The following is a 26,107-nucleotide window of genomic DNA, read 5'->3' on the forward strand; positions in this document are numbered from 1 at the left end:
AGAAAATTTTGATATGATGAAAGAGTCAAATAGACTAGGAGGAATACAGAATGTGCACAAGTATTACATTACAATCAGAAGATAAATTAACCTTTTTTGCTCGTACCATGGATTTTGGGTTTGAATTAAACGGCTTACCAATTGCCATACCAAGACATTATGCCTCAACCTTTCATTTTGAAGGCACTTTAAAAACAACCTATGCTTTTGTTGGAACAGGGCAAAAAATAGGTCGTGATTACATGTTTGCTGATGGGGTGAATGAAAAAGGACTTGCTATTGCAGAGCTGTATTACCTTAATGAAGCATCTTATCAAACAAATCCGGTTGAAGGGAAAATTAATTTAACCCAAGACGAATTTTTAACATGGGTACTTGGACATGTTGCAAGCATTGATGAATTAAAAGAGGTAATAAAACAGGTAGCGATGATTGGGGTAAGCAATCCCTTGTTATCCGTTATGACACCACTGCATTTTATCGTGTCAGATAGAACTGGAAAATGCGTTGTAGTAGAAACAAATAATGAAACGTTAACCATCAAAGATAATCCAGTTGGAGTCATGACAAATAGCCCAACACTTGAATGGCATTTAACGAATTTAAATAATTATTTATTTATCAAACCAACAAATTATCAATCAAAAGAATTTGAAGACTATACCATCAAACCTTTTGGACAAGGATCAGGAACATATGGTTTACCAGGTGGGTTAACATCACCAGAGCGATTTGTGCGTGCAACTTATATGAAAACATACGCAGAAAAAGGAAAAAATGAATCACAAACTCTAAACAGCATCTTTCACATTTTAAACACTGTCACCATTCCTAAGGGAGTAAACATTAAAGACGATGGTCACAATGATTATACGCAATATCGTGCTGTATTTAACTTGAATAGTGCCACTTACTACTTTAATCCATACTATACACAGGAAGTATTTTCAGTAGAACTAACGGAAGATTTGTGCTCAAAAGATGAGGCTACTGTATTTTCAGTATCACAAGATTTTTCTGTAACAAAATTGAACTAAAGACGAAAGAGCGTTTAAAAATAACGCTCTTTTTATGATATAATCTAACTAAACAAGAAAAAGAGGAGGAGGAAACATGCATTTAGAACACGCTGCCATGTACGTTAATGATTTAGAAAAAATGAGAGCGTTTTATGAAGTTTATTTTAATGCCACAGCAAACCAAAAATACCATAACCCAAAGACAGGATTAGAGACTTACTTTCTCTCATTTGAAACAGGCGCACGATTAGAAATAATGACTCGTCCAGATAAAGTGGACGAAGAAAAACAATTATACCGAACAGGATTGACTCACTTAGCTTTTAAAACAAATTCAAAAGAAAAAGTAGACATCTTGACGTCACAATTAAAAGAAGATGGATATAAAGTGTTGAGTGGTCCTAGAATAACAGGGGACGGCTATTATGAAAGTGTCATTTTAGATCCAGAAAACAATCAAATTGAAATTACAGGTTAAAAAGAGGCTGACTAAAAAGTCCTAAAATAGAAAAAATCCTAAAATAGAAAAAATCCCATGATATCCGTTAATTAGAACGTTTATTTCATGGGATTTCTATTTTGTTAGTCAAATGATTTTTATTTAAAAAATTACTTTTGGGTCAGCCTCTTTTTTATATTCCTAATCTGAAATCTGCTAACGTATTGCCAATTTCATCCGTTGTTATCCCGATATATCGTTTGGTCACTTTTTCAGAACTATGATTAAATATTTCCATTAATGTCGCAATATCTCTTGTTTTTCGGTAATAATGATAACCAAATGTTTTCCTAAGAGAGTGAGTGCCAATATCTTTTCTACCTAAATTATCCGCGATTTTTTGATATTGTTTATACACCGTGTTTACTTTCAAGTGTCCACCTTGCTGACGGCTAGGGAATAACCATTCATCATCGTCTTTTCCTTCAATATATTCTGCAATGACATCTTGTAAATTATCAAGATACAATACTTTTCGTTTCCCAGTTTTTCTTTCCACAATGATAGGACGTTTTTCATATTTGATATCTCTTACTTTTAGTTTCACGATATCTGACATTCTCAATCCGTTGTTAATCCCAAAAATAAATAGAAAGGTATCACGTTCTGGATGGTTTGTTCTTCTAAGCCAAAATAAAAAATCATCTATCTCTGTTTGACTGCGTAATGGTTGAACATTATACGACATTTTACCACTCTTTTCTCTAAAATTTACAGTTCACTATTTTTATTATATAATAACACAATAATGAACTTAATAATATAGAATTTTAAACACTTGATAAATCAACTCTTAAGTTCACGATTTTACATAATATAGTGAACTCAAATTCGAAAAAGATGATTTTCGCTATTTATTTTAGGACGATTCTAAGCACTTTAAATTTTTTCTGATAGGTAATTACCCAAACAAGCGCTTAAAATCATGATTTAGAAATTGAGGAAAAATAATGAAACTAGTATTAATAGAAGAAATAGATATTCCAACCATCAAACAATTTAAAGAGTCATTTAATCAAACACACGATATCATACACGGCGCCAATCAATTGCAGCGATCAAAAAATATCGAAAAATGGTTGCGAGATGTCACGATTTTAAAAACAAAAGATTACAAACAATCGGTTCAAACAACACATTATGCACTCATTAACCACTTAGATGAAATGGTCGGTATCTCTGATGTCAAACATCATTTAACACCTTATCTACAAAAAGAAGGGGGACACATTAGTTATAGTATTTCACCTACTTATCAAGGAAAAGGTTATGGAACATTATTACTTAAAGAAACGCTAAAAAAGGCACATACGTTAGGATTAAAAAAAGTACTGTTAACTTGTAAAGAAACTAACATTGCATCTAAAAAGGTGATTGAAAACAACCAAGGTATCTACCAACACACTATGTTAGTAAACCAATCCAAAGTAGATCACTATCTCATTTATTTAGATAACAATAATTATATTATGTAAACCTAATAGTGTGTTTTTAAAAAAGATAGCATAAATCAAATGAAATTTTAATTATTTTATTGACAATCTCTCATTTAACCACTATACTTAATTCAATCTTACATCAGTTTGGAGTGGAAATATCATGAAAACAACTCATATAATAAAAAGCCCACAACTGAATAATTACTACTTTAGCTATTTTAGATAGGTTTGTGTTCATCAACGTATGGATACAAACAACCCAAGTTTGTATCTATGATGGCTAAGGAAATTTAGATTGATTTCAAAACCCACATAGATCTTAAGAAAATCTATAGTGGTGTTTTATATATACTGTATATTAAGTATAAAGATGTTCACTGTAGAAATTTTTAAGTCTACGTGAACATCTTTTTTATTAGGAGGAATTAACAAACATGTCGTGTATCGAAGTGAATGGCCACACTAGATTAGCAGGATTTTTCGCTAGTCCTGCAAAACACAGTTTATCTCCAACGTTGCATACCACATCGTTTGAAGAACTTGGTATCAATGCTGTTTATCTAGCATTTGATATTAAACCAGACCAACTTGACGCTGCAATCAACTCTATTCGTACATTAAATATGATGGGAGTTAATTTATCAATGCCGCATAAAGTTAATGCTCTCCCGCTTATGGATGAATTGTCTAAAGAAGCAACTTTGATAGGAGCTATTAATACAATTGTTCATAAAGAGGGTAAGTTAATTGGACATAATACAGATGGATTTGGTTTTATGGAAAGTTTGCGTGTCAATCAAGTTCCGATTAAAAATCAAACCATGACCCTTTTAGGAGCAGGTGGCGCAGCTACTGCTATTGTGGTTCAAGCTGCATTAGATGGATTTAAAAAGATTCATTTATTTAGTCGTCCTGGCGAACGTTTTGATGATATGCAAAAAAAGATTGAGGAACTATCTGATAAAGTAACATGTAAGATCACTATTACGAATTTATTTGATTTACCTGCTTTAAAACAAGCTATCAGTCAGTCACATCTCTTAGTTAACTCAACGAGTGTAGGTATGACAACCGATGAGAGTCTCATCACAGATGATGCTATCTTTAGAAAAGATTTAGTTGTCTATGATGTCATTTATAATCCAAGAAAAACACTATTACTAAAACAAGCACAATCAAAAGGCTGTCAAACCATTAATGGTCTTGATATGTTATTATATCAAGGAGCTAAGGCATTTAATCTTTGGACAAATGAAGATATGCCAGTAAAAAAAGTAAAAGATATTATTGATACTATTTAAGAAAGAGGGAAAAAATGATGATCGTTATTATGAAATTAGGAGCAACAAGTGAGCAAATTGATAAAGTGGTAAAAAGAATTGAAGAAAGTGATTTAGAAGTACAAGTTAATACTGGTGAAGAACAAGTGGTCTTAGGAATTAAAGGCGATACTCGAAATATTCAAGATGTTGCGTTCAAAAGCTACGAAGGGGTAGATAAAACTGTTCGTATTACCAACACATATAAACTAAGCTCTCGTGAGTTCCATCCAGATAATACTGTAGTAGATGTTGATGGGTTAAAAATCGGTGACGGTAGTTTTGTTACAATGGCAGGGCCATGTTCTATTGAGGGATTAGACCAAATCCGTGAAACTGCTCGCATGGCAAAAGCTGGTGGAGCAAGCGTCTTACGTGGTGGAGCTTTTAAACCTCGTACATCTCCTTACGCTTTCCAAGGTTTAGAAGAAGAAGGTCTAAAATACATTAGACAAGCGGCTGATGAGTTTGATATGAAAGTCATCACTGAGGTAATGGATGAAGCTCATATTGATATGGTAGCTGAGTACAGTGATATCCTACAAATAGGTGCTAGAAACATGCAAAACTACAAGTTACTTAGTGCAGTAGGACAAACTGGTAAACCAATCGGATTAAAACGAGGTATTGCCGGAACAATTGATGAATGGTTAAACGCTGCTGAATACATTGCGATTTCTGGTAAGAGTGATGTTATCTTTATTGAACGTGGTATTCGTACATACGAAACAGCAACACGAAACACGTTTGATCTAAGTGCCATTCCTATTATTAAAAAATTAAGTCATTTCCCTGTTATTGCTGACCCAAGTCATGGGACAGGAGTATGGGACTTAGTGACGCCAATGGCAAGAGCAAGTGTCGCTGCAGGGGCTGATGGTATGATCGTTGAAATTCACCCAGATCCAGCAAACGCTTGGTCAGATGGTCAACAGTCATTAAATGAAAAAACTTACTTAAAAATGATGGATGAAGTCAACATCCTAGTTAAAGCAATGGAAGATATTAAATCATTATAAACTAAAGGAGTCTTTTGCATGATTGAAGTAAATTTACCAAACCACCATTATAAAATTGACGTAAAACGAGGCTTACTTAAGTCTTGTGGTCATTGGGTAGCGAATCTTTGGAGACCGCAACGAATCGCTATTATTACAGATGAAACGGTTGCAGAATTATATAGCGATGATGTGATTGATAGTCTGATAGACAATGGATTTGACATCACCTTGCTAGTTGTTCCACCTGGTGAAGAAAGCAAATCATTAGAACAAGCGACTCAACTATATGATGCTTTAGCTGATAATGGCTTTACACGAAGTGATGGTGTGATTGCTTTAGGTGGTGGTGTGATTGGTGACTTAGCAGGATTTGTTGCCTCAACGTATATGAGAGGGATTCATTTCTTACAAATTCCAACGACCTTACTAGCACAAGTTGATTCAAGTATTGGTGGAAAAACGGCAGTTAACACAAAAAAAGCAAAAAATTTAGTTGGGACGTTTGCTCAACCTGACGGCGTCTTGATTGATCCTAACGTGTTAAACACACTAGAAATGAGACGTGTTAGAGAAGGGATTGCCGAAATCATCAAATCAGCCGCGATTGCCGATAAAAATCTTTGGCGTTTCTTAGGCACATTAAAAAATGAAGAAGATTTACTCAATCATGCAGAAGAAGTCATTGATGCCTCATTAAATGTCAAACGTCGTGTTGTTGAAGAAGATGTATTCGACCATGGTAGTCGCTTGACACTTAATTTTGGTCATACGATTGGCCATGCAATTGAAAAAACATCTGGATATGGTGTCATTAGTCATGGTGAGGGTGTTAGTTTGGGTATGGTAATGATATCCACTCAAGCAGAAAAATTTAATCAAACGCCTAAAGGGATTACAACTGACTTGGTTGCTATGCTTGAAAAATTCAATCTTCCAACAGTCATTACTCTAGATAAACAAACTATCTATGAAGCCATCACACACGATAAAAAAGCTCGTGGTAATACCATCAAAATTATTTTATTAAAAGAAATCGGACAAGCTAAAATTGTCGATATTCCTATAGAAACAATAAAAGACTACATTATCGAGGAGGAAGTTTAGTGAGATATATTACAGCTGGTGAATCTCATGGTCCTGAATTAACGGCCATTATCGAAGGATTACCTGCAGGATTACCCTTAACTGCAGATGATATTAACAAGGAATTAATTAGACGACAAACTGGTTATGGTCGTGGTGGTCGGATGATTATCGAGACTGATAGAGTCCGGATTACATCTGGCTTACGTCACGGAAAAACTCTCGGATCTCCTATTACGCTAGTAGTCGAAAATAAAGACTGGAAAAATTGGACCAAAGTAATGGGGATTGAAGATGTCCCTGAAAAACAAAAGTCTATTCGCCGTGTTGCTAGACCTAGACCTGGACATGCAGATTTAGTCGGTGGAATGAAATATCATTTTGATGATTTGCGCAATGTATTAGAACGCTCTTCTGCTCGTGAAACAACCATGCGTGTAGCGATTGGGGCAATTGCAAAAAAAATCTTATCGGAATTAGATATCGAAGTAGCCGGTCACGTCACCATGCTAGGTGGCATTAAAGCAACGATTCCAGACGGTCTAACTGTATCAGAAATTCGCGACATTTCCGATAAATCCGATGTTCGAGTGGTGGATGCTTCTGTCGAACAAGAAATCCGTGATTTAATCGATGAAACAAAGAAAAAAGGCGACACGATTGGTGGTGTTGTTGAAGTGTTGGTTGGTGGCGTTCCAGCTGGTTTAGGTAGCTATGTCCAATGGGATAGAAAACTTGACGCAAAAATTGCTCAAGCAGTCGTTAGTATTAATGCCTTTAAAGGAGCAGAGTTTGGTGTTGGGTTTGAAGCGGGTGTTTTACCTGGCTCTCAAGTCATGGATGAAATTATTTGGGATGACCAAAAAGGATACACGCGTCGGACAAATAATTTAGGAGGATTTGAAGGAGGCATGACAAACGGCGAACCCATTGTTGTGCGTGGCGTCATGAAACCTATCCCAACTTTATACAAACCACTTCAAAGTGTTGACATTGACACAAAAGAACCTTACAAAGCGAGTATCGAACGTTCTGATAGTACGGCTGTCCCAGCTGCTAGTGTGGTGGCAGAAAATGTGGTCGCAACAGTGGTCGCAAATGAGATACTAGAAAAATTTGAAAGTGATTCATTTGAAGAATTGGTTGCATCCGTTAAAGAATATAGAGAGTATACGAAAAACTTTTAGCTTCTAGGAGGCGTTTTATGACACAAAAAAAGATCATGATAATAGGCCTTGGTTTAATTGGGGCTTCCTTAGCAAAGTGTATTAAAAATGCCCATCCTAATACCTTCATTTTAGGATGGGATGCTCTTGATAGTACCAAGCTCATCGCAAAAAAAACAGGAATTGTCGATGATATTCCAGAAGATTTTGACACAGGTGTATGTGATTCCGATGTCATTATTCTCTCCACACCAGTATCTGTATCCATACATTATTTAAACCAGTTGTCTACACTGACTCTAAAAGAAACGGTGTTAGTAACTGATACAGGAAGCACAAAACAAGAAATCATGTCCACTGCTAAAGAGATGCCTTTTGATTTTATTGGATCGCATCCAATGGCAGGCTCGCATAAATCAGGTGTGACCGCGGCTGATGACAACTTATTTGAAAATGCTTATTTTATCTTTACAAATGACTTAGCCATTCCTCGTGTTAACGAGCTAAAAGAACTATTTATTGGCACTAGAGCTAAGTATGTTGAATTGACTTCTAGTGAACATGATGAGATTACTGCCATGTTATCTCACTTGCCTCACATTATCGCGTCAGGATTGGTCAATCAGGCAGATACCTTTAATCAAGCCCATCCTAGAGCTAAACAGTTAGCTGCGGGAGGATTTCGCGATATTACCCGTATTGCCTCATCAGACCCTAAAATGTGGACGGATATTTTAATGAGTAATCGTGCAACGCTGATTGAGGAACTAGATGAGTGGCAAGCTCAAATGACACAAGTTAAAACGTGGTTACAGCAAAAAAATGCGCAAGAAATCTATCGTTTTTTTGAACGAGCAAAAGAAACAAGAGATCAACTTCCTATTCACCAAAAAGGAACGATTCCTGCCTTTTATGATTTATTTGTTGATGTCCCAGATAAACCGGGGATTATTGCGGAAGTAACAGGCTTATTAGGAGAAGAGCGACTATCTATCATCAATTTAAAGATTTTAGAAACAAGAGAAGATATAATCGGTGTCTTGCAAGTTAGCTTTAAAAACGATCACGATTTATTAAAAGCGAAAGAATGTATTGAGACACAGACAGATTATACTTGTCGAACACAGTAGGAGGACGTATAGCCAATGAAATTAATTTCTGCTCACCCATTAAAAGGAACGATTCATGTTCCCGCTGACAAATCAATCTCTCATCGAAGTATTATGTTCGGTGCGATTTCTCATGGAAAAACCACCATTAAAAACTTTTTAAGAGGGGAAGATTGTTATAGTACATTAGAAGCCTTTAAACAATTAGGTGTCCCAATCACAGATGATGGTGATACTATTTCTGTCACTGGTGTGGGGGTTGATGGTTTATCACAACCATCTGAAGCACTAGATTTAGGAAATTCTGGTACAACCATTCGATTAATTATGGGGATTTTAGCTAAGCAACCATTTGAAACAGTATTGTATGGAGATGAGTACCTAAATAAACGCCCTATGAATCGCGTGATGCTTCCATTAAATCAAATGAATGCTCATCTTACAGGTCATGAAAACTCTGAATACCCACCAATTCACATTGCTGCAAACGATCGTCTGACACCCATTACTTATCATATGCCTGTTGCAAGTGCACAGGTTAAATCGGCTATTTTATTTGCCGCTCTTCAAGCACAAGGTGAGACAATCATTATCGAAAAAGAACCAACTAGAAATCATACTGAAGAGATGATTCGTCAATTTGGTGGAACAATCGACACAAATGGTAAAGAAATTCGAGTATCTGGCCCTCAATCACTAGTTGGACAAGATGTTACAGTACCTGGAGATATCTCATCAGCTGCCTTTTTCTTAGTCGCTGGCGCTATCGTACCTGACAGTGAGATTGTTTTAAAAAATGTTGGGATTAATCCAACACGTACAGGTATATTAGATGTTTTAGAAAAAATGAAAGCTGATGTAGTCATTAGTGAGATAGATGAAGCCAATCAATCAGCAACGATTACTGTAAAAACAAGTAATCTTACTTCCACTACAATTGATGGTGACATTATCCCACGATTGATAGATGAAATTCCGATTATTGCCTTATTAGCTACTCAAGCAACTGGGACAACCGTGATTAAAAACGCTGAAGAATTAAAAGTAAAAGAGACTAATCGTATCGATGCGACTGCTGAAGAACTAACTGCTTTAGGGGCAGATATTACACCAACTGAGGATGGGTTAATTATTAACGGCCCAACCAACTTACATGGTGGGATTGTTTCGAGTCGAGGTGATCATCGCATTGGGATGATGTTACAAATCGCTGCACTGTTGACAGATGAAGTCGTTGATATGGAAAAATCAGACGCCGTTTCTGTTTCTTACCCTGCTTTTTTTGAAGATGTGACACGATTGACAGAGGGGGAGAATAAATGACTGTTGTACTATTAGGTTTTATGGGTGCTGGTAAAACAACTGTAGGAAAAATATTAGCTCACAAAACAAAGAGAGAACAAGTTGACCTTGATCAGAAGATTGTCGAAACAATCAATATGCCCATAGCTGAATACTTTGATAAATATGGCGTAGAGGCGTTTAGAAAATTGGAAACACAAGTGTTAAAAGAACATATGGACTTTCCAGGAATTGTGTCTCCTGGTGGGGGAATTATTTTAGAAAGAGAAAACCAAAAGATTTTAAAAGAGATGCCTTTAGTTGTGTACCTACAAACTAATCTAGATGAATTATTAAGTCGGATTAATCAAGATAATGACAATGACCGTCCGCTAGTCCATGATAAAGCGATTGAGGAAATCAAAGATATCTATTTACCACGCGTGCCATTATATGAAGAAATAGCTGATTATATTATTGATACAACAGATAAAACACCCGAAGAAATTGCCGATATGATTATAGAAATAGAAGGTGATTAAATGCATGTTGGTTATTTAGGACCAAAAAACTCATTTACCTATCAAGCAGCGTCATATTGTTTTGACTCAGCTGTTTTAACACCATTTACAAGTATTCCAAACTGTTTAAATGCCTTAAAAAAAGACCACATAGATTATGCGATTGTACCGATTGAAAACTCTTTAGAAGGGTCTGTACATACCAGTGTAGATGGCTTATTTAATCAAAAAGACATACAGGTGTACCAAGAGATTATCTTACCAATTGAACAACAGCTACTGGTAAAAAATGTGACCGTTATTCCCGAAAAAATATTATCTCATCCTCAAGCAATTGCCCAATCTCAAACTTTTTTAGAAACATACTATCCTGATTGTTTAATTGAGCAAGTAGCCTCAACGACTTTTGCCGCACAATATGTGGCGAATCATCCAACTGAATCTATTGCTGCCATTGCCTCTAAAGAAGCAGCAGAAGAGTATGGGTTACATATTTTATCACGCAACATACAAGATAATCGGTTTAATCAAACGCGTTTTTGGTTACTAGGAAAAAAACCGTTAAAAGATTCGTTACCAATTGAAAAATTAACGCTTTTTATTACCTTACCTAATAATGCACCAGGTATTCTCCACAAAGTTTTATCCGCTTTTGCTTGGCGTAGTATTGATTTGAGTAAAATTGAATCTAGACCACTAAAAACAGAGCTTGGTGAGTATTATTTTATTTTAGATGTTCCTGTTACAAATAATAAAGACTTAATCAATTATGCGTTAGAAGAAATTTCTTTATTAGGAGCAACCATACAACATTTAGGTTACTATCCTATTGTCATAAAGGAGAGATAGCATGTTAATCAATTGTAAAAATGTTAAGTTTATACGTGAACAAAAACCCATTTTATCTGATATCAACTGGCAAATGAATGATAATGAAAATTGGGCCATATTAGGATTAAATGGTTCAGGTAAAACAACGCTTTTAAAACTAATCACAGGATATGAATGGCCTTCAAGTGGGGATTTAACCGTATTAAATCAACCATTTGGAAAAACATCTATACCAGATTTAAAGAAAAGAATTGGATGGGTTAGCTCTGATCTTAGAAAACGGATCAAAGAGCATGAAGTTGCAGAAAGAGTTGTTTTAAGTGGGAAATTTGCAAGTATTGGTATTTGGGAAGATGTAACAGAATCTGATAAAAAACTGGCGATTGATATGTTGTCATTATGTGGTGGCAAAGAATTAATAGACAAACCTTATGGCGTTTTATCACAAGGACAGCAACAAATAGTCATCATTGCTAGAGCCTTAATGGCAAAACCTGAATTACTCATTTTTGATGAACCTTGTAATGGTTTAGATTTATTCGCTCGTGAAGCAATGTTAGATAAAATTAATACCATTGCAAATGAACAACAAACAAAAGGACTAATCTTTGTTACACATTATATAGAAGAAATACCGACATGTTTTAATCATGTCTTGCTACTAAAAAACGGACAAATATTTGCTAAAGGTTTAACTAAAGATATTTTCAATGAAGATTTACTCAGTCAATTTTATGATAATGATGTAGATATCATTCAACTAGCTGATAACCGAATCACTATTATCCCTAAAAAACTCTAAACTTATCTATTGTTACAAGATAAGTTTAGAGTTTTTGTTATTCTCAAGTTAAAGAGAATAGAAGGTACAAAGACGTGTTTCATTAATATTTTTTGTTATTGGTTTACATAATATATATTAAACGAAGTAGATTTAGAAGTTAAAAGATACCTTAAACATACCATCTAACTAATCAAATATGTTCTTATGACTCATTTAGCTAATCATTCCTATTACTTTAAGTGACTTAGCCCAATAAATCATTCGCTGCAATCATTTCAGTCTCTGTGATTCATTATGTCTATCTATATTTAAGCGATTCTAATGTCAACAGATACATAATTTCACATTGTATTAATCTATAAACAATGACTTAAATGATTACTTTTCAGTTATTAAATAACACAAATGATAATAATTAAAATGTAACAAAACGAGTCAACAATCAATAAATGATCTAAAGTATTTTTTTAATACCAATCAATGATTACTAATTAGATAAATAATATCAATCTTCCTAACTGATAACACTTACTTTTTTACCTTTCTTGAAAGTATTAGCTTTCAGGAAACATACTCTACTTCTTTTTTTTAAATAACAACATCTGTTAATTTTATTGACTTCTATCAAAATAAAGGATATTATATATACAAACATATGTTCGGAGGTTATGCTATGTCTCAAGAAAAAAATATTAATCGACTAGAGTTAGAATTAAAAACTCTTCCCTTTTTTGTTCATGAGTATGTACAAAAAAAAAGCATCGTTCCCTATTCTGTTACCACACTATATGAATACTCTAAGGAATTCCGCCGTTTTTTTGAATGGCTGCAACATGAATCCCTTCTTTCTTCAGATATTTCTCATATCACACTTGCTGAAATGAACGCTTTAAAGTATGACGATGTCGAATTATATAAAGGTTATCTTCTTTCCTCTCCACGAATGGGAACAAGTTCAGACGGAAGATTAAGAAGTCATGTTAGCATCCAACGTTCGATTACTGCGTTAAAGTCCCTATTTCATTTTTTAGCGACTCAAACAGAAGATAAAAATGGGCAACCTTACTTGCAGCAAAATATTATGTTAAAAGTTGACAATGTTAAAACTGGACGAACGCTTCAAGATCGCTCAAGAGCAATAGAAAAGAAAATATTAATTGGCGATGAATCTCTTGCCTTTATTGAGTTTATTGATACTTCGTATGAAGACTTGTTAACCAGTCACCAAGCTAAATTTGCGTTTAAACGAAATAAAACACGTGATTTAGCCATTATTGCCCTATTTTTAGGAACAGGTATTCGTTTATCAGAATTAGTTAATATGAATGTTTCAGATCTTGATATTGCGAATATGGAAGCCACTGTGATTCGTAAAGGTGGATTTAAAGATACTACGATGATTTCTTCTGTTTTTATGGAATATATTCGTGACTATGCTAAAGAACGTCATACTCTTTATCACCCAAAACACAATCAAAAAAGTTTATTTCTTTCACTTTACCGTGGACAAGCACATCAAATTGATCAATCAACTGTTGAAAAATTAGTCGCTAAATATAGCAGTGCCTTTAAAACACGAATTACCCCACATAAACTACGCCATACAGTCGGAACACAACTCTATAAAAAAACAAATAGTCTACTAACTGTCTCCCATCAACTAGGACAAACAGGAACAAGTGCCACAGCTCTATACACTCATTTAGTTGATGAAGAAAAAAGGGAAGCGATTAATGATTTATGGACAAACTAAAGCTATTCATTATGTGAATGGCTTTTTATATATAAATTTTAATCAAATAATCTCAAAATTATGACATATTTTTGTTATACTTATTTTTATAAATCGAAAAGATACAAAGGAGTTCCATTATGTCTCAAAAAAAATATCGAGTTGACATACCTGCCTCATTTATTAATGAAAATAAGTTAGATGACGAAAAAATAATACAGATTAGGAAAGAAGATAATCGGCTAATTCTTGAAAAACCAACGATTGACAAAAATAATGAAGCAATCTCGCTTAGGTACTTCATCTACCCATCTATTGTGATTACACTGATATTTTGCTACTCTATTTATCAAAAATCACTTGGACAAATTCCTTTAACCGGTAATTTTTCTATTGCGAGTCACTTGATTTATTTGGGTTTAATCAGTGGCATGTGTTCTTTTTCCTACTTTTTTATTAAAGGAAAACGGAATCCTAAAAATAAATCGACATTAGATATCTATTGGCGAAATGTCCCTACTATTATTTTCTCGTTTACCGTCACGTTAGCTCTCCTATTGTCCTCTTTTTTTTGGATGATTAGTAAACTATTTGTTGGGGCTAGCTTTGACGTCTTTACTGCAACAGCTGTCTTTTTCGTTTTTGCCTGTATTATTAACTATTTTATGATTTATTCTGCTAACATATTTACTTCATCGATGATTGTGTCCTTATTAATTGCAGTGATTATTGGTGGCGTCTTTTTCGCTATGTTAACAAACAGTCAAAGTAAATGGTGGCAACATAATTTTAGTTATCTTGGAACGAACGAAGCTGTAAGGAGTTGGCCATTTAATTTAACCCTGATTTTAGCTTCTTTATTAATGATTGCTTTAGTTGACTACTTATTCGTTAATTTAAAAAATCATGGGTACAAAGGAAAAGGAATAACTATTTTACAAGTTTTAATGACCATTCTTTCCATTTCGTTAGGGGGCGTTGGCTTTTTTCCTAATAATGAAGGGGTATGGCATGAATTACATAACCGTGCAGCCAATCTTATGGTTTTTATTATTATCATCCTTATCATAGGGATTAAATGGCTATTACCTAAAGTGACAAAAGAGTTTTTAATTGTTTCATATGGTATCGCCGTCATTTTGTTAGTCGCAAATTTTTTATTTGAAACAATTGGTTATTTTTCGCTAACCGTTTTTGAAATTATAGCCTTTGGTTTAGCCTTTAGTTGGATATTATTGTTATTACAGCAAATTAACCGACTGTGCGCTTATGAAGATGATATTATTTTAGTGAAACTTGAAGAAGTTGATAACTAAAAAATGATGTGAAGGAACACTCCCTCACATCATTTTTTATTGTTCTTTTTTAAATGTCTGATAGTAATCATTTAATAATTCTAACATTTGTTGCCCAATTTTTTGATAGTCTTTCGTTGGCAAGTTGGCCTCTGATACACGTAAATCACCAGGGTTTGCTCCAAATCCAACGCCATCCATTAAAACAATCCCATTTTTTTGAGCAAGATTAATTAGAAAATCAATTTGTTCATAATGAGTTTCTAAATATTTCCTAAAATCCGGTCCATATTTCTCTTCTGCTAAATGATAGATATTAATCATCGAATAATACTTAGCGTTTTTAGCACTCTCGTCTTTAGCATAGTCCAGGGCCGTATGTAATTTTTCGTAACGGTCATTCACCAATTTTTTTGACGCTTCGATATAATCATCTGTCTGATCTGATACAACTAAATGGGTCAAACTAAATAAGGCTTCCATGATTTGCGACGGAGTTGATAGACCAGCAATATGATACAATCCAATCGAGCGACTGTCTGCTACCATGCGATCGATAAAACTCATTTCTTCTGTATCTAATACAACTAAATTGTACCGTTTATTTAATTGTTCTTGCTGTTCACTCGGTAATTCTTTAATCAATTTATCAAAGACATTTTCTTTATGTAGACCAATAACCCCTAATCGCCAACCTGTTGCGCCAAATAATTTTGAATACGAATAGACAAGTAGTGTATTAAAAGGCACAACAGAATAAACTGTTTGAAAATCATTGACAAATGTTCCATATACATCATCTGTGATAATCATCAAATCAGGATTATTTAAGACCACTTTTTTTATTTCATTTAAAGCTTTATCGTCTAGCGCTTTTGATCCTGGATTACTTGGGTTAACTAAGAAAAATGCCTTTAATTCTGGATCATTTAATTTTTCAATAGTTGTTGGATCGATTTCCCAATTATTCTCTTCTTTAGAACTCAAATCAACCTCAACAAGTTCATAGTCATTTAATACAGGGATTTGCAAGTATGGTGTAAAAATTGGAGTATTGATTGCAATTTTATCGCCAGGTTTGATTAACTTGTTTTCTTTTAAAGAATTAAACGTATAGACAATGGCAGCACTTCCCCCTTCAGTTGGGAAAAGAGTGGTGTCATTTGCTAAATCCACCCCATTATATAACACACTTTGTAAATATTGATTTAAAATAATTTCTGTATTTTTTAACACACGATTTGGTGAGGGGTATAAATTTCCCAATACACCATCGACAAATTCTTTGACAACACTGTCTAAATTCAAAAGCAATGTGTTTTTTAGATAATCTAAACAATAGATTAAAAACTGATCTGTATCATTTGTTTTAGGTGATAAAAAATCAATAAATCGTGCAGATATGCCTGTTTCTTCAGTATAACCTACTAAGTCACCATCCGAAATTGTACGCTCAGACTCTTTGATCCCAAACTCTAATAAGCGAGAAAAAGCTAAACGTGCTTTCTTGTTAATCCAATTTGGGTTTCCACGTCCGGCATTTAAATATGGATTCCCTTTTGCATTAATTTTAGCTAGTTCTACCATCTTTTCACTAATCTCAAAAGCACCAAGGGTTTCAATTTTTTCTTCTTCTGAAATGTTCATACGTTGTCATCCTCCACTATCTTCAAAACAAATGTTTTTATTATACAATAATGTGTTATAGTATAACATTTCAATTGGATAATTTCATTTATAAAAGAAAACATTCAATAAAATATCATATGCTTCATAAAATTATCATAAGTTATAAAAAAAAGACTTAGATAGTTTCCTAAGTCTTTTGGTTTACATAATATTATTATGGTTGATTTGAGATATGAGTTTCAGCAATCACATAATCACCTGAATAAGGAACATCTCTTCCCTTTATTTTTTGATACAAATCTCTTCCCTTACCTGCTAATATAACGGTATCATGACTTGTGGCTAAATCTAACGCTTGTTTAATCGCTTCTTCTCTATCAACCACAATATGTTGAATCACTTCTTTATTTGTAATATATTGACTAATTTCATTGATAATCATCACAGGATCCTCATGTCCAGGATCATCAGATGTGAGAAACACAACATCAGTGTAATCATTTAATACATCACCAAAATCTTTTCTTCGAGAGGTTGCTTTATCTCCCGTACTACCAATCACGGTAATAATTTTTCCATCTTGGTGCTCATTTTTAGCAAATGCTAATAAACTCGTTAAACTTACTTTATTATGGGCATAATCAATATACACAGTAGAGCCATTTTTTTGAATGAGTTTTTCCATTCGACCAGGAACAATCGCTTTTTCTAACCCTTTTTGACAACTCTTAATATCTACTCCTAGTAATCTAGCAGCCATCAAACTAGCTAAAGCATTATCCTTATTAAAGTCACCCATTAAACTTAATTGGTAAGTATCACACAAATCAAGCACATCATCATGTGCTTTTACACTAAAACTTGAGGCATTTTTTCCTTTTTCCCAGTAATAAGTTGCCGATTCATCATGTGCACTATAAGTGAGAGTTGGAATATTTCTAGCATGTGCTTCTTCTAGAATTAATGCCACATCTTTTGTTTCCTTATTGACAATAAAATGGTTTGAATGTTGAATTAATTGTCTCTTACAATAATAATAGTCATCAAATGTTGGATGCTCTATCGGACTAATATGATCTGGCGAAATATTAAGGAAAATCCCGACATCAAACATTAGTTTGTAGACACGATTTAACTTATACGCTTGTGATGAAACTTCCATCACTAAATGTGTCATCTTATTATCAACCGCTTCTGCCATCATGCGATATAAATCCATTGACTCTGGTGTCGTTAAATGGGACTTAAAGTAAGTCTTTCCATCTAGTGTTGAATTCATTGTTGAAAACATCGCTGTTTTATTTTGGTTAAATTCATCTAAAATATATTTTAAGAAGTATGCTGAAGTTGTTTTTCCTTTTGTTCCTGTAAAAGCCACTACTTTTAGTTTCGTTTGCGGGTAATCATAAAAAGCCATGCTAATCAAAGCCATTGCTTTTCTGATGTCTGTCACAATGATACCTAAGCCATCCTTCACCTCAAAAGGCATCTCTGACACATAAACAGCTAGGCCTTCTGACATAGCATTCATTAAATACTCTGCTTTAAAACTAGCTCCTTTACAAAAAAATAGCGTCTCACTTGATACATCTCTTGAATCATAAGATAGATGTGTGAGTATGTTATCCTCGGTAGGAAGATTATAATGCCACTCATTGTTATATATAAATTCTTTTAATAAATCATTTTCTTTTAATAAAGTTTCTACTTGATGCAATGAAATCGTCAAAAAAACCACGCCTTACTAATTATAATTTATTGACATTATAACATACTCTTAGCATAATCGTACCGGATAGATTTTATACACAACATACTTAAAAAGGTAGACTTTGTTTTATAATAACGATTCTATCTCACAAAAGTATGAACTGTTAACAGTTTAATGCGATTATATGCTATAGTATGAATATATATCATTTGTTTTTTTATTATACTCTGGGGGAATTATTATGAAATATGTCAAATCATTATTACTCTTTGTTATCGCCACGTTTTCATTAACTGCCTGTACTAGTTCTAGTTACCAGCAAGAACTTACCAAGCATGATTGGACACTAATTAGAGAATCGGAAGAACAATTTCCACCTCTATCTGTGAGATTTGATCATGATAAACTAATATCTAAAATTGATAGTAAATCATTTAACAAAAAAGACAAAGATTATGTTGGAGATGATATTGCCAAAAAATTTGCTAAACAATTATCAAATAATACCGAAACAGAATCACGATACACAATTGATGGAGACAAGATCACTTTTAAAAATACTCAGTTAGACATAAAAGGGATTTATACAATGTCTCATGATGGTAAAGATATTATCTTAACCCCAACTGATAGCGTTGATAATACGGATATGATCATTAAGTTAGTCCCTAAAAATAAATAAAAAGAAAAGCTAGTTAGTCTCTTAAATGACCTTAACTAGCTTTTTTAATGGGTCCACACCAAAATGATTGGCTTGGTATAAAAGGATATTGGCACAAGCCAGACTGTCGTCTAACGCGTTATGGTGATTGTCTAAAGAGATGCCTAGCTTTTCACTGACAGTATTTAATTTATGGTTTTCAAATTCTGGAAATAATTGTTTACTTGTTCGAACTGTACATAATGACAAATAATGTGGTTGCTCTAAACCATAATACTCTAAACATCCTTTTAATATATTGCAATCAAAACTAGCATTATGTGCCACGATTAAGCGATTTTCTTTGAAATAGGGTTTAATTACTTGCCAAACTTCTGGAAACTTGGGAGCATTAACGACATCTTCTGGCCTTATCCCATGTATTTGTATATTCTTCCAATGAAAATCTGTCTCAGGTTGGATAAGAGAATAATAACTCCCCACAATTTCATCATTTTTTACCATAACTAATGCAATGGAGCAAGCACTGTGTTTTTGATAGTTGGCTGTTTCAAAGTCAAACGCAATAAAATTCATCATCAAAACTCCTTTTAACCATTCGTTTGTTTTATTATACACCATCCTTTTTAAAATAAAAAAAGTTAGATTAAATAAAACCTCCCAATTCATGTTTCCGGGAGGTTTGGTTTGGTTATAAATTGAAAAACGTCAGTAAATCAGCTAATTCTAGTTGATTTTTTTGTGTTTCATCCATGTCTTTTTGAACTTGTCCTGAATCTAACACGATTAAACGATTGCCATATTTTAATGCATCTTCCATACGGTGTGTAATCATTAGGCATGTTAGATTATTTTCTGAAATGGTCTTTTCCGTTAAGTCCATCAATTGCCGACTTGTTTTAGGATCAAGAGCAGCTGTATGTTCATCCAATAATAATAAATCAGGTTTTTGAATCGTTGCCATTAATAAACTAAGTGCTTGTCTTTGGCCACCTGAGAGATTACCAGTTGGTGTGTCTAAATGATTTTCTAATCCATTTCCTATTTTTTGACATTGTTCAAAGAAAAATTCTTTTTGCTGTGCTAATTGGCGTTTTTTGAGTCCTCTTTTTTTCCCTCTAAGTTGAGCCAATAATAAGTTCTCTGAAACAGTCATTCTTGGGGCAGTACCTAATTTAGGATCTTGAAAAACGCGTGCAATATACTTAGCTCTATTTTCTTCACTTTGGTTCGTCACATCTTCACCATTTAGTTCTACTTTACCACTGGTTAAAAATAATTGACCAGAGATGACATTAAACAAGGTTGATTTACCTGCACCATTTCCTCCCAAAATAGTCACAAATTCGCCATGAGGTATTGAGAGGTTTAGATGATCCATAATATGACGTCCACTTGAAATAGTTTTAACACCATTGATAATATCTAAGGCATTACTCATTGAGGCTTCCTCCTTTTTTCTCACTAAACTTCTTACTTAACTCTGGAATGATTAAACAAATACCTAGAATAACAGAAGAATAGAATTTCAAATAAGTTGTATCAAAACTTAATTTAATCACAGCTAGTATCAATAATTGGTAGATAATACTTCCCACTACAATGGCAATGAATCGTTCTAACATAGTTAATTCTCCAAATAATAGCTCTCCTAAGATGATAGACGCTAAACCAATGACAATAACACCAATCCCTTTATTGATATCAGCATACCCATCACTTTGTGCAATTAAAGCCCCTGATAATCCAATTAAGCCATTTGATACAACAAGGCCTAAAATCTTCATTTTATCTGTATGAATACCTAGTGATTTTGCCATAACTTCATTATCACCAGTTGCAATGTAAGCTTGTCCTAAATCAGTATTTAAAAATGACAATAAACAAAATATAACTATCATTACAACTAGCAATCCAATCAACACAACATCAAAATTAGCTGGTAAATGTGCAAAGTTTAGTAATGAAAAGATTTTTGGTTTATTAAGCAGTGACAAGTTAGGTGATTTCATCACAAACAGCATCACTGAATTGAGTGCACTCATCACCAGTATTCCTGAAAGAATGACTGGTATCTTTCCCTTAGTGTAGAGTAATCCTGTCGTTAGACCAGCTAACATACCAGCTACAACTCCTAATAAAGTTGCTATAACAGGCGACACACCATTTGTAATAGCCGTGACACATACAGCACCTCCTAAAGGGAAACTCCCTTCTGTTGTTAAATCTGGAAAATCTAATATTCTGTATGTTAAGTAAATACCTAAGCCTAGTACTGACCATAATATTCCTTGTCCTATCGTTGAAACAATCATTTTTTAGCCTCCTCTTTTAACTCTTGTGGAATGGTTATCCCTAATTTCTGTGCTTTTTCTTCGTTAATAATAAGTGTTCCTTCTTTATATGTGTAAACAGGTGTTGTAGCAGGTTGTGACCGTCCTTCTAAAACGTCAATTGTCATTTGAGCAGTCTTAACACCTAGTTGGTATTGATCAATCCCAACAGTTGCTAATCCACCATCTGCTACCATCGAATCAACTGATGGAAAGATTGGAATATTGGCTTTATCTGCTGTATCGACTAAGGTTTGATACCCGCTAGCAATAATGTTGTCAGTTGGAACATAGACTGCATCGACCTCACTCACCATGACTTGAGACATTTGAGCAATGTCATTTGTTGATGGAACAGCGTACGTTTTAATATCAAATTTATTTCCAGCAGCTTTTTTAAAATTTTCTATTTGATAAATTGAATTATCTTCTGCTGATGAATAAATAATTCCAAGTGTTTTGATTCCGGGCATTATGTTTTGAATTAACTCAATTTGTTCTTCAACTGGAGCTTGGTGACTTACTCCTGTAATATTTCCACCAGGGTGTTCTCTTGATTCAACAAGTCCTGCCCCAACAGGATCACTAATTGCTCCTAGCATGATAGGAATATCTTTTGTTTGATTAGCTAATGATTGAGCAGCTGGAGTGGCAATTCCTACCACTATGTCCGGCTTTTGACTAATTAGTTGTTGACTCATGCTTGAGAGCTTACTTTGATCCGCTTGTGCATTTTGATAGTTTAAATGAATTGTTTCCTTGTCCTTATACCCTTGATTTTCTAATTCATCAACAAATCCCTGATAGATTAAATCAAGAGATGGATGACTAACAAATTGCAAGACGCCAATTGTTGGAATAGATTTATCAGTAGCCGTTGATTTTTCCTTGTTATAATAGAAAAATGCCCCAACTAACGCAACACACATCCCAATAACAATATATTTGATATTCTTTTTCATTCATTTTCCCCCTAACACATTATTTTTTTAGTTTCTCTTTTAATTCTTTTGGAATGGTTATCCCTAATTTTGCTGCTTTTTCTTCGTTAATGACTAAGTCACCTGTATCAAAGGTATAAATAGGGGTATCACTTGGTATCATTTTTCCTGTTAAAGTATCAACTACCATTTTAGCTGTTTGAACACCTAAGTCATATTGATTAATTCCTATTGTAGCGACTCCGCCTTCTTCTACCATTGTATCAACAGATGGGAAAATCGGAATATTTGCTTCATCTGCGATGGAAACGATTGTTTGGAACCCATTAGCAATCGTATTATCTGTTGGGGTATAAATAGCATCTACCTCACCTGTCATAACGTGAGTCATTTGAGAGATTTCATTAGTAGAAGGAACGGCATAAGTTTTAACTTCTATTCCTTCTTTTTCTGCTATATCTTTAAAACGATTCACCTGTGATAAAGAATTATCTTCTGCTGATGAGTAAATCACACCGATTGTCTTAATATCAGGCATTAATTGTTTGATTAGTGCGAGTTGCGCTTCAACTGGTGATTGATCACTGACTCCTGTAATATTGCCTCCAGGTTTATCATTATCATCCACCAATCCTGCCGCTTTTGGATCACTAATTGCCCCTAAAATAATCGGGATATCTTTTGTTTGATTGGCTAATGCTTGGGCAGCTGGGGTTGCAATTCCTACTAACACATCTGGTTTTTTACCAATTAATTGTTGACTCATACTTGAGAGTTTACTTTGATCCGCTTGACCATTTTGAAAATCTATATTAATACTTTCTTTATCTTTATAACCTTGTCTTTCAAGTTCTTCAACAAACCCTTTATAAATCAAATCAAGAGATGGATGACTAACAAATTGCAAAACACCGACTTTAGGAATTTGTTTCACTGTTTTTGTCTCTTGTTTTTTCATTCCCATTACAAATGACCCTACTAAAACGAATACCAAAAGATAGACTGAATATTTTAATCGTTGATTTTTCATATTTTTTCCTCCTCAAAATAAAAAAGACAATAAACCCGAATGCAACGGTTTATTGTCTTTGCTTTTCCCACAAAAAAACCGCATAGATATGATTTCTATGCGGTAGGATATGTCTGATTATTCCTTAGCATAGATACATCTTTAGAAAGTCTCTAAAAGTTGTATCCATACACTCGTACAAATACAACTATCTACGCCAAGTTTGCCATGATACATTATTTAAAAGAATGGTTTGATTGTTTACTTGTTTTTTCATGGCAATTTCCTCATTTCGTTTTAAAGTTGTTATCATAATACCGCTAAAACGAACACCTGTCAATCATTTATTCAAAAATAATTTCTTTCGTTTTTTTACGAGTACTACTATCTGTTGTTGACTCAGTTAAACTATCCTCAACTTTTTTAGCGACCTTAATACGTTTAGGTTCTTTTCGAGCAATTTTAGGTTGAATAATCTCCACTAATTTCTCATCTAATGTATCAAGACCGCCGGGTAACTTATCAAACGAGTATCTCCCTTTTTCTTTACCGTCTTCCATAACGATAAAGTTGTTTTTAGCTGTTAAGTTATACTCTTTTGCCATATCTGTAAAGTTATAAATTGGTTGAATATAATTAATTTTCCAATCGATTGTTTCTAATGGTGTTTTTTGTGTTAATAATTTTTCGACTTTTGAAAAACTTGGATTTCCCTTTGAATCAATCACAGCTATAATATGAGAGTCTTTGTCTGATAAAACAGTTTGCATGTCTGTCTCTTTTGTTGGGATGACTTGTTTATTATCAGATTGTAACTCTGAAATAGCATGAAGTTGTTTTTCTCTTATAGTTGGTCTAACTGTCGCGACAAAGGCTGACATGACTAAAAAAAGAAGCGTTATTAAACTAATAATGACAACAAAATGTTTATTTGACTTAATCATATCTAGCCAATTGACTTTTTTTAGGGAACGAAAAAGTTGATTTACTCGCCGTTTGAATTCCGTCATTTACTCCCCACCTTATTTATTCTACGAACATTATAACGTAAAAATGTTTCTTTGAGAATAGTCGATACATAAAAGAATCCGAATTGATTCTTCTTTTTGACTACTAATTTTGTATCGAATGGTTTATAATATATAGGTTAATATAATTATTCAAAATAATAAGGAGCGATTTCTTTTGACCAATGAAGTAAAAAAATGTCCAAATTGTGGTCATATATTTAAAGCAGGAGAAACCTATTGTCCTAACTGTGATTTGTTTGTCCCAATTGATAAACAAAATAATATAGCTAATGATACAACAGAAGAGACACATCAAGATACAACCAGTACTTCTGGGGAACAAGCAATCCCAACATTTAAACATCGAACACTATCTAGTCAAGCTCATGATGATGAGTATGAGTCTTTTGATGAAGAAGAAACAAAACAAATCCCTGTTATTGAAGAGGCAGATTTAGTTGAAGAAGATGTTGAGGAAGAACCCTATGAACCTATTATGGAGACACCAGTACTTCCAGAAGCTGAAGAAGAACTAGTAGAAGAAATTAAAGAACAAGAAATAGAAGATATTGAACCACCTATTGACGAGCCACCTGTTTCTGATACTAGACAAACTCCTCCTAATAAAAATAACAAAACAAAAATTTTAGTTGGAATCATCATTTTACTCATTGTTTTTGGTGGTGGCTATGTCTATAACTCTCAGAAAAAACAAAACGAGTTAGAAACAACGTTAAAACTAACAACTAGTGCCGAAAATGCAGTTGACGATTTATTTATGAAAAATCAAGGAGATATCTTTTTGAAAAAAGACATTACCCAATCAGATATAACAACTGCTGAAGACAAAGTAAAAGATATCAAAGGCACTGAGCAATATGACAAATTAAACGAACGCTTACAACAAGCCATTAAAACATTTACTCGTTTAACAGCGATTAACGAAGCATTTAAAACACCTGTTATTGAAGGAAATCAACTATTGTCTGATGCTTATGTCAAAGATGACACAAAATTAACACTTGAAGCCATTGATCCTGAAGAAAATGGATTTGACAAATTATACAATGAAGCCATTAAAGATGCGACAGATCAAAAATCTGCCATCAAAACATTCAAATCAACGCTTGAAAAACTGTATCGAGATGATAAAGTTGTCAGTGAACCAAGTAAACAAGTCTATAATGATGCCGTGAAACAATTAGCTGACATTAAAGACCCTAGTTTAAAAGCTGACTATCAAAAAATACTAGATGAGATAAGTAACGTCATTAATACTCAAGAAAAACAAGCTGAAGAAAAACGTAAAGAAGAAGAAGCAAAACAGGCAGAAACCGCCAAAGCTGAAGCGGAAAAAAATAATCAACAAGCACAAGCATCTGACAATAACAACACTCAAAGTGGAAGTTCTTTCACCCCATCAACAAATGGTGGTCGTTGGGGAACAAGACAAGATGCAACAATTAACTTATCAGATCCTGCTTGGGCATGGAATCCTGGTGTACAAGAAAAAGTGATCGCTGAAGTCATTAAACGTGGCTATGTCGTCGAAGGTGGTTACACACTTGTTCCTAAGTTTATTGAAAATGGTGTTGGATTCTATGATTTATATGCTACAACGAATTCAAAATTATTCCCAAATAGTAAACCTGAAGAATTTCCAATATACGTTGTGACAATTAATGATAAAACTGGTTGGTTTAAAGGAAACGGACCAAACTAAACATGAAAGGA

25 protein-coding genes are annotated in these 26,107 nt (G+C 33.9%); 16 read left to right on the top strand and 9 right to left on the bottom strand.

The window, feature by feature from the left end:
* The first annotated feature begins 50 nt into the window (after window positions 1-50).
* On the top strand, window positions 51-1,037 hold the full coding sequence (locus tag CBF36_RS00655) for a choloylglycine hydrolase family protein (protein WP_125955706.1): 987 nt from the start codon (window positions 51-53) through the stop codon (window positions 1,035-1,037).
* A 76-nt stretch (window positions 1,038-1,113) separates the two neighbouring features.
* A complete protein-coding gene (locus CBF36_RS00660) occupies window positions 1,114-1,497 on the top strand; it encodes a VOC family protein (protein WP_125955707.1) in 384 nt (127 codons plus the stop codon).
* Between the two features lie 154 nt (window positions 1,498-1,651).
* Here CBF36_RS00660 and CBF36_RS00665 read toward each other — a convergent pair whose 3' ends face one another.
* Window positions 1,652-2,206 (bottom strand): tyrosine-type recombinase/integrase, encoded by a 555-nt coding sequence (locus CBF36_RS00665; RefSeq protein ID WP_125955709.1) that lies wholly within the window; start codon window positions 2,204-2,206, stop codon window positions 1,652-1,654.
* A gap of 262 nt (window positions 2,207-2,468) precedes the next feature.
* Here CBF36_RS00665 and CBF36_RS00670 point away from each other — a divergent pair, with 262 nt between their 5' ends.
* The 12 genes from CBF36_RS00670 (at window position 2,469) to CBF36_RS00725 (ending at window position 15,100) form a co-directional block, all read left to right on the top strand.
* Window positions 2,469-2,993 carry a GNAT family N-acetyltransferase gene (locus CBF36_RS00670; protein WP_125955710.1) on the top strand — a complete coding sequence of 175 codons (525 nt, stop codon included), beginning with the start codon at window positions 2,469-2,471 and terminating at the stop codon, window positions 2,991-2,993.
* 398 nt (window positions 2,994-3,391) lie between these two features.
* Complete coding sequence (gene aroE / locus CBF36_RS00675; RefSeq protein ID WP_125955712.1) at window positions 3,392-4,258, top strand: shikimate dehydrogenase; 867 nt, start codon at window positions 3,392-3,394, stop codon at window positions 4,256-4,258.
* Window positions 4,259-4,275: 17 nt separating this feature from the next.
* Window positions 4,276-5,295: a 3-deoxy-7-phosphoheptulonate synthase gene (gene aroF, locus CBF36_RS00680; protein ID WP_125955884.1), complete on the top strand. Its 1,020-nt coding sequence runs from the start codon at window positions 4,276-4,278 to the stop codon at window positions 5,293-5,295.
* 18 nt (window positions 5,296-5,313) lie between these two features.
* A complete protein-coding gene (gene aroB / locus CBF36_RS00685) occupies window positions 5,314-6,381 on the top strand; it encodes a 3-dehydroquinate synthase (RefSeq protein WP_125955713.1) in 1,068 nt (355 codons plus the stop codon).
* Complete coding sequence (gene aroC / locus CBF36_RS00690) at window positions 6,381-7,547, top strand: chorismate synthase (protein ID WP_125955715.1); 1,167 nt, start codon at window positions 6,381-6,383, stop codon at window positions 7,545-7,547. The genes aroB and aroC overlap by 1 nt, the downstream gene beginning before the upstream one ends.
* Window positions 7,548-7,564: 17 nt before the next feature.
* Entirely contained in the window at window positions 7,565-8,656 is a 1,092-nt protein-coding gene (locus CBF36_RS00695; RefSeq protein ID WP_125955717.1) for a prephenate dehydrogenase, read from the top strand.
* Between the two features lie 15 nt (window positions 8,657-8,671).
* Window positions 8,672-9,958, top strand: coding sequence for a 3-phosphoshikimate 1-carboxyvinyltransferase (aroA, locus tag CBF36_RS00700; protein WP_125955719.1), 1,287 nt, complete (start codon window positions 8,672-8,674; stop codon window positions 9,956-9,958).
* Window positions 9,955-10,458, top strand: a complete 504-nt coding sequence (locus CBF36_RS00705) for a shikimate kinase (RefSeq protein WP_125955720.1) — start codon at window positions 9,955-9,957, stop codon at window positions 10,456-10,458. Before aroA ends, CBF36_RS00705 begins: the two co-directional genes overlap by 4 nt.
* The gene (gene pheA / locus CBF36_RS00710) at window positions 10,459-11,286 is read left to right on the top strand and encodes a prephenate dehydratase (RefSeq protein ID WP_125955722.1); all 828 of its coding nucleotides are present in this window, start codon (window positions 10,459-10,461) and stop codon (window positions 11,284-11,286) included.
* A gap of 1 nt (window position 11,287) precedes the next feature.
* Window positions 11,288-12,070: an ABC transporter ATP-binding protein gene (locus CBF36_RS00715; RefSeq protein WP_125955724.1), complete on the top strand. Its 783-nt coding sequence runs from the start codon at window positions 11,288-11,290 to the stop codon at window positions 12,068-12,070.
* 655 nt (window positions 12,071-12,725) lie between these two features.
* Window positions 12,726-13,805 (top strand): tyrosine recombinase XerS, encoded by a 1,080-nt coding sequence (gene xerS / locus CBF36_RS00720; protein ID WP_125955725.1) that lies wholly within the window; start codon window positions 12,726-12,728, stop codon window positions 13,803-13,805.
* A gap of 119 nt (window positions 13,806-13,924) precedes the next feature.
* Window positions 13,925-15,100: a DUF998 domain-containing protein gene (locus tag CBF36_RS00725; RefSeq protein ID WP_125955727.1), complete on the top strand. Its 1,176-nt coding sequence runs from the start codon at window positions 13,925-13,927 to the stop codon at window positions 15,098-15,100.
* 36 nt (window positions 15,101-15,136) lie between these two features.
* Here the strand turns inward: CBF36_RS00725 and CBF36_RS00730 are convergent, their stop codons facing one another.
* Together CBF36_RS00730 and CBF36_RS00735 are read right to left on the bottom strand one after the other, a co-directional pair.
* The gene (locus CBF36_RS00730) at window positions 15,137-16,726 is read right to left on the bottom strand and encodes a bifunctional aspartate transaminase/aspartate 4-decarboxylase (RefSeq protein ID WP_125955729.1); all 1,590 of its coding nucleotides are present in this window, start codon (window positions 16,724-16,726) and stop codon (window positions 15,137-15,139) included.
* 196 nt (window positions 16,727-16,922) lie between these two features.
* On the bottom strand, window positions 16,923-18,437 hold the full coding sequence (locus CBF36_RS00735; RefSeq protein ID WP_125955731.1) for a UDP-N-acetylmuramoyl-L-alanyl-D-glutamate--L-lysine ligase: 1,515 nt from the start codon (window positions 18,435-18,437) through the stop codon (window positions 16,923-16,925).
* Window positions 18,438-18,660: 223 nt separating this feature from the next.
* Here CBF36_RS00735 and CBF36_RS00740 point away from each other — a divergent pair, with 223 nt between their 5' ends.
* On the top strand, window positions 18,661-19,101 hold the full coding sequence (locus tag CBF36_RS00740) for a hypothetical protein (RefSeq protein ID WP_125955732.1): 441 nt from the start codon (window positions 18,661-18,663) through the stop codon (window positions 19,099-19,101).
* 21 nt (window positions 19,102-19,122) lie between these two features.
* On the opposite strand, the gene CBF36_RS00745 is transcribed toward CBF36_RS00740, so the two are convergent.
* The 6 genes from CBF36_RS00745 to CBF36_RS00770 form a co-directional block, all read right to left on the bottom strand.
* A complete protein-coding gene (locus tag CBF36_RS00745) occupies window positions 19,123-19,656 on the bottom strand; it encodes a 3'-5' exonuclease (RefSeq protein ID WP_165865347.1) in 534 nt (177 codons plus the stop codon).
* Between the two features lie 115 nt (window positions 19,657-19,771).
* Window positions 19,772-20,521, bottom strand: a complete 750-nt coding sequence (locus CBF36_RS00750) for an ABC transporter ATP-binding protein (protein ID WP_125955736.1) — start codon at window positions 20,519-20,521, stop codon at window positions 19,772-19,774.
* Window positions 20,514-21,395 carry an ABC transporter permease gene (locus CBF36_RS00755; protein ID WP_125955737.1) on the bottom strand — a complete coding sequence of 294 codons (882 nt, stop codon included), beginning with the start codon at window positions 21,393-21,395 and terminating at the stop codon, window positions 20,514-20,516. The genes CBF36_RS00750 and CBF36_RS00755 overlap by 8 nt, the downstream gene beginning before the upstream one ends.
* The gene (gene trpX, locus CBF36_RS00760; RefSeq protein WP_125955739.1) at window positions 21,392-22,375 is read right to left on the bottom strand and encodes a tryptophan ABC transporter substrate-binding protein; all 984 of its coding nucleotides are present in this window, start codon (window positions 22,373-22,375) and stop codon (window positions 21,392-21,394) included. The genes CBF36_RS00755 and trpX (CBF36_RS00760) overlap by 4 nt, the downstream gene beginning before the upstream one ends.
* A 19-nt stretch (window positions 22,376-22,394) precedes the next feature.
* Window positions 22,395-23,384, bottom strand: coding sequence for a tryptophan ABC transporter substrate-binding protein (trpX, locus tag CBF36_RS00765; protein ID WP_125955741.1), 990 nt, complete (start codon window positions 23,382-23,384; stop codon window positions 22,395-22,397).
* Window positions 23,385-23,707: 323 nt separating this feature from the next.
* Entirely contained in the window at window positions 23,708-24,373 is a 666-nt protein-coding gene (locus CBF36_RS00770; RefSeq protein ID WP_125955743.1) for a hypothetical protein, read from the bottom strand.
* A 175-nt stretch (window positions 24,374-24,548) separates the two neighbouring features.
* On the opposite strand from CBF36_RS00770, the gene CBF36_RS00775 reads away from it, so the two are divergent.
* Complete coding sequence (locus tag CBF36_RS00775; RefSeq protein ID WP_125955745.1) at window positions 24,549-26,096, top strand: cell division site-positioning protein MapZ family protein; 1,548 nt, start codon at window positions 24,549-24,551, stop codon at window positions 26,094-26,096.
* Window positions 26,097-26,107 lie beyond the last annotated feature (11 nt).

This window comes from Vagococcus bubulae (assembly GCF_003950315.1).
In the GTDB taxonomy this organism is placed as follows: Bacteria; Bacillota; Bacilli; order Lactobacillales; family Vagococcaceae; genus Vagococcus; species Vagococcus bubulae.

Excerpts from the sequence above, each read along its gene's own strand:
- CBF36_RS00730 (WP_125955729.1), bottom strand. The coding sequence starts at position 16,726 with ATGAACATTTCAGAAGAAGAAAAAATTGAAACCCTTGGTGCTTTTGAG.
- CBF36_RS00670 (WP_125955710.1), top strand. The coding sequence starts at position 2,469 with ATGAAACTAGTATTAATAGAAGAAATAGATATTCCAACCATCAAACAA.
- trpX (WP_125955741.1), bottom strand. The coding sequence starts at position 23,384 with ATGAAAAATCAACGATTAAAATATTCAGTCTATCTTTTGGTATTCGTT.
- CBF36_RS00755 (WP_125955737.1), bottom strand. The coding sequence starts at position 21,395 with ATGATTGTTTCAACGATAGGACAAGGAATATTATGGTCAGTACTAGGC.
- CBF36_RS00705 (WP_125955720.1), top strand. The coding sequence starts at position 9,955 with ATGACTGTTGTACTATTAGGTTTTATGGGTGCTGGTAAAACAACTGTA.
- CBF36_RS00715 (WP_125955724.1), top strand. The coding sequence starts at position 11,288 with ATGTTAATCAATTGTAAAAATGTTAAGTTTATACGTGAACAAAAACCC.
- CBF36_RS00665 (WP_125955709.1), bottom strand. The coding sequence starts at position 2,206 with ATGTCGTATAATGTTCAACCATTACGCAGTCAAACAGAGATAGATGAT.
- CBF36_RS00655 (WP_125955706.1), top strand. The coding sequence starts at position 51 with ATGTGCACAAGTATTACATTACAATCAGAAGATAAATTAACCTTTTTT.
- aroB (WP_125955713.1), top strand. The coding sequence starts at position 5,314 with ATGATTGAAGTAAATTTACCAAACCACCATTATAAAATTGACGTAAAA.
- CBF36_RS00770 (WP_125955743.1), bottom strand. The coding sequence starts at position 24,373 with ATGACGGAATTCAAACGGCGAGTAAATCAACTTTTTCGTTCCCTAAAA.
- CBF36_RS00750 (WP_125955736.1), bottom strand. The coding sequence starts at position 20,521 with ATGAGTAATGCCTTAGATATTATCAATGGTGTTAAAACTATTTCAAGT.
- aroA (WP_125955719.1), top strand. The coding sequence starts at position 8,672 with ATGAAATTAATTTCTGCTCACCCATTAAAAGGAACGATTCATGTTCCC.
- CBF36_RS00745 (WP_165865347.1), bottom strand. The coding sequence starts at position 19,656 with ATGAATTTTATTGCGTTTGACTTTGAAACAGCCAACTATCAAAAACAC.
- pheA (WP_125955722.1), top strand. The coding sequence starts at position 10,459 with ATGCATGTTGGTTATTTAGGACCAAAAAACTCATTTACCTATCAAGCA.
- aroF (WP_125955884.1), top strand. The coding sequence starts at position 4,276 with ATGATCGTTATTATGAAATTAGGAGCAACAAGTGAGCAAATTGATAAA.
- trpX (WP_125955739.1), bottom strand. The coding sequence starts at position 22,375 with ATGAAAAAGAATATCAAATATATTGTTATTGGGATGTGTGTTGCGTTA.
- xerS (WP_125955725.1), top strand. The coding sequence starts at position 12,726 with ATGTCTCAAGAAAAAAATATTAATCGACTAGAGTTAGAATTAAAAACT.
- CBF36_RS00725 (WP_125955727.1), top strand. The coding sequence starts at position 13,925 with ATGTCTCAAAAAAAATATCGAGTTGACATACCTGCCTCATTTATTAAT.
- aroE (WP_125955712.1), top strand. The coding sequence starts at position 3,392 with ATGTCGTGTATCGAAGTGAATGGCCACACTAGATTAGCAGGATTTTTC.
- CBF36_RS00740 (WP_125955732.1), top strand. The coding sequence starts at position 18,661 with ATGAAATATGTCAAATCATTATTACTCTTTGTTATCGCCACGTTTTCA.
- CBF36_RS00695 (WP_125955717.1), top strand. The coding sequence starts at position 7,565 with ATGACACAAAAAAAGATCATGATAATAGGCCTTGGTTTAATTGGGGCT.
- CBF36_RS00660 (WP_125955707.1), top strand. The coding sequence starts at position 1,114 with ATGCATTTAGAACACGCTGCCATGTACGTTAATGATTTAGAAAAAATG.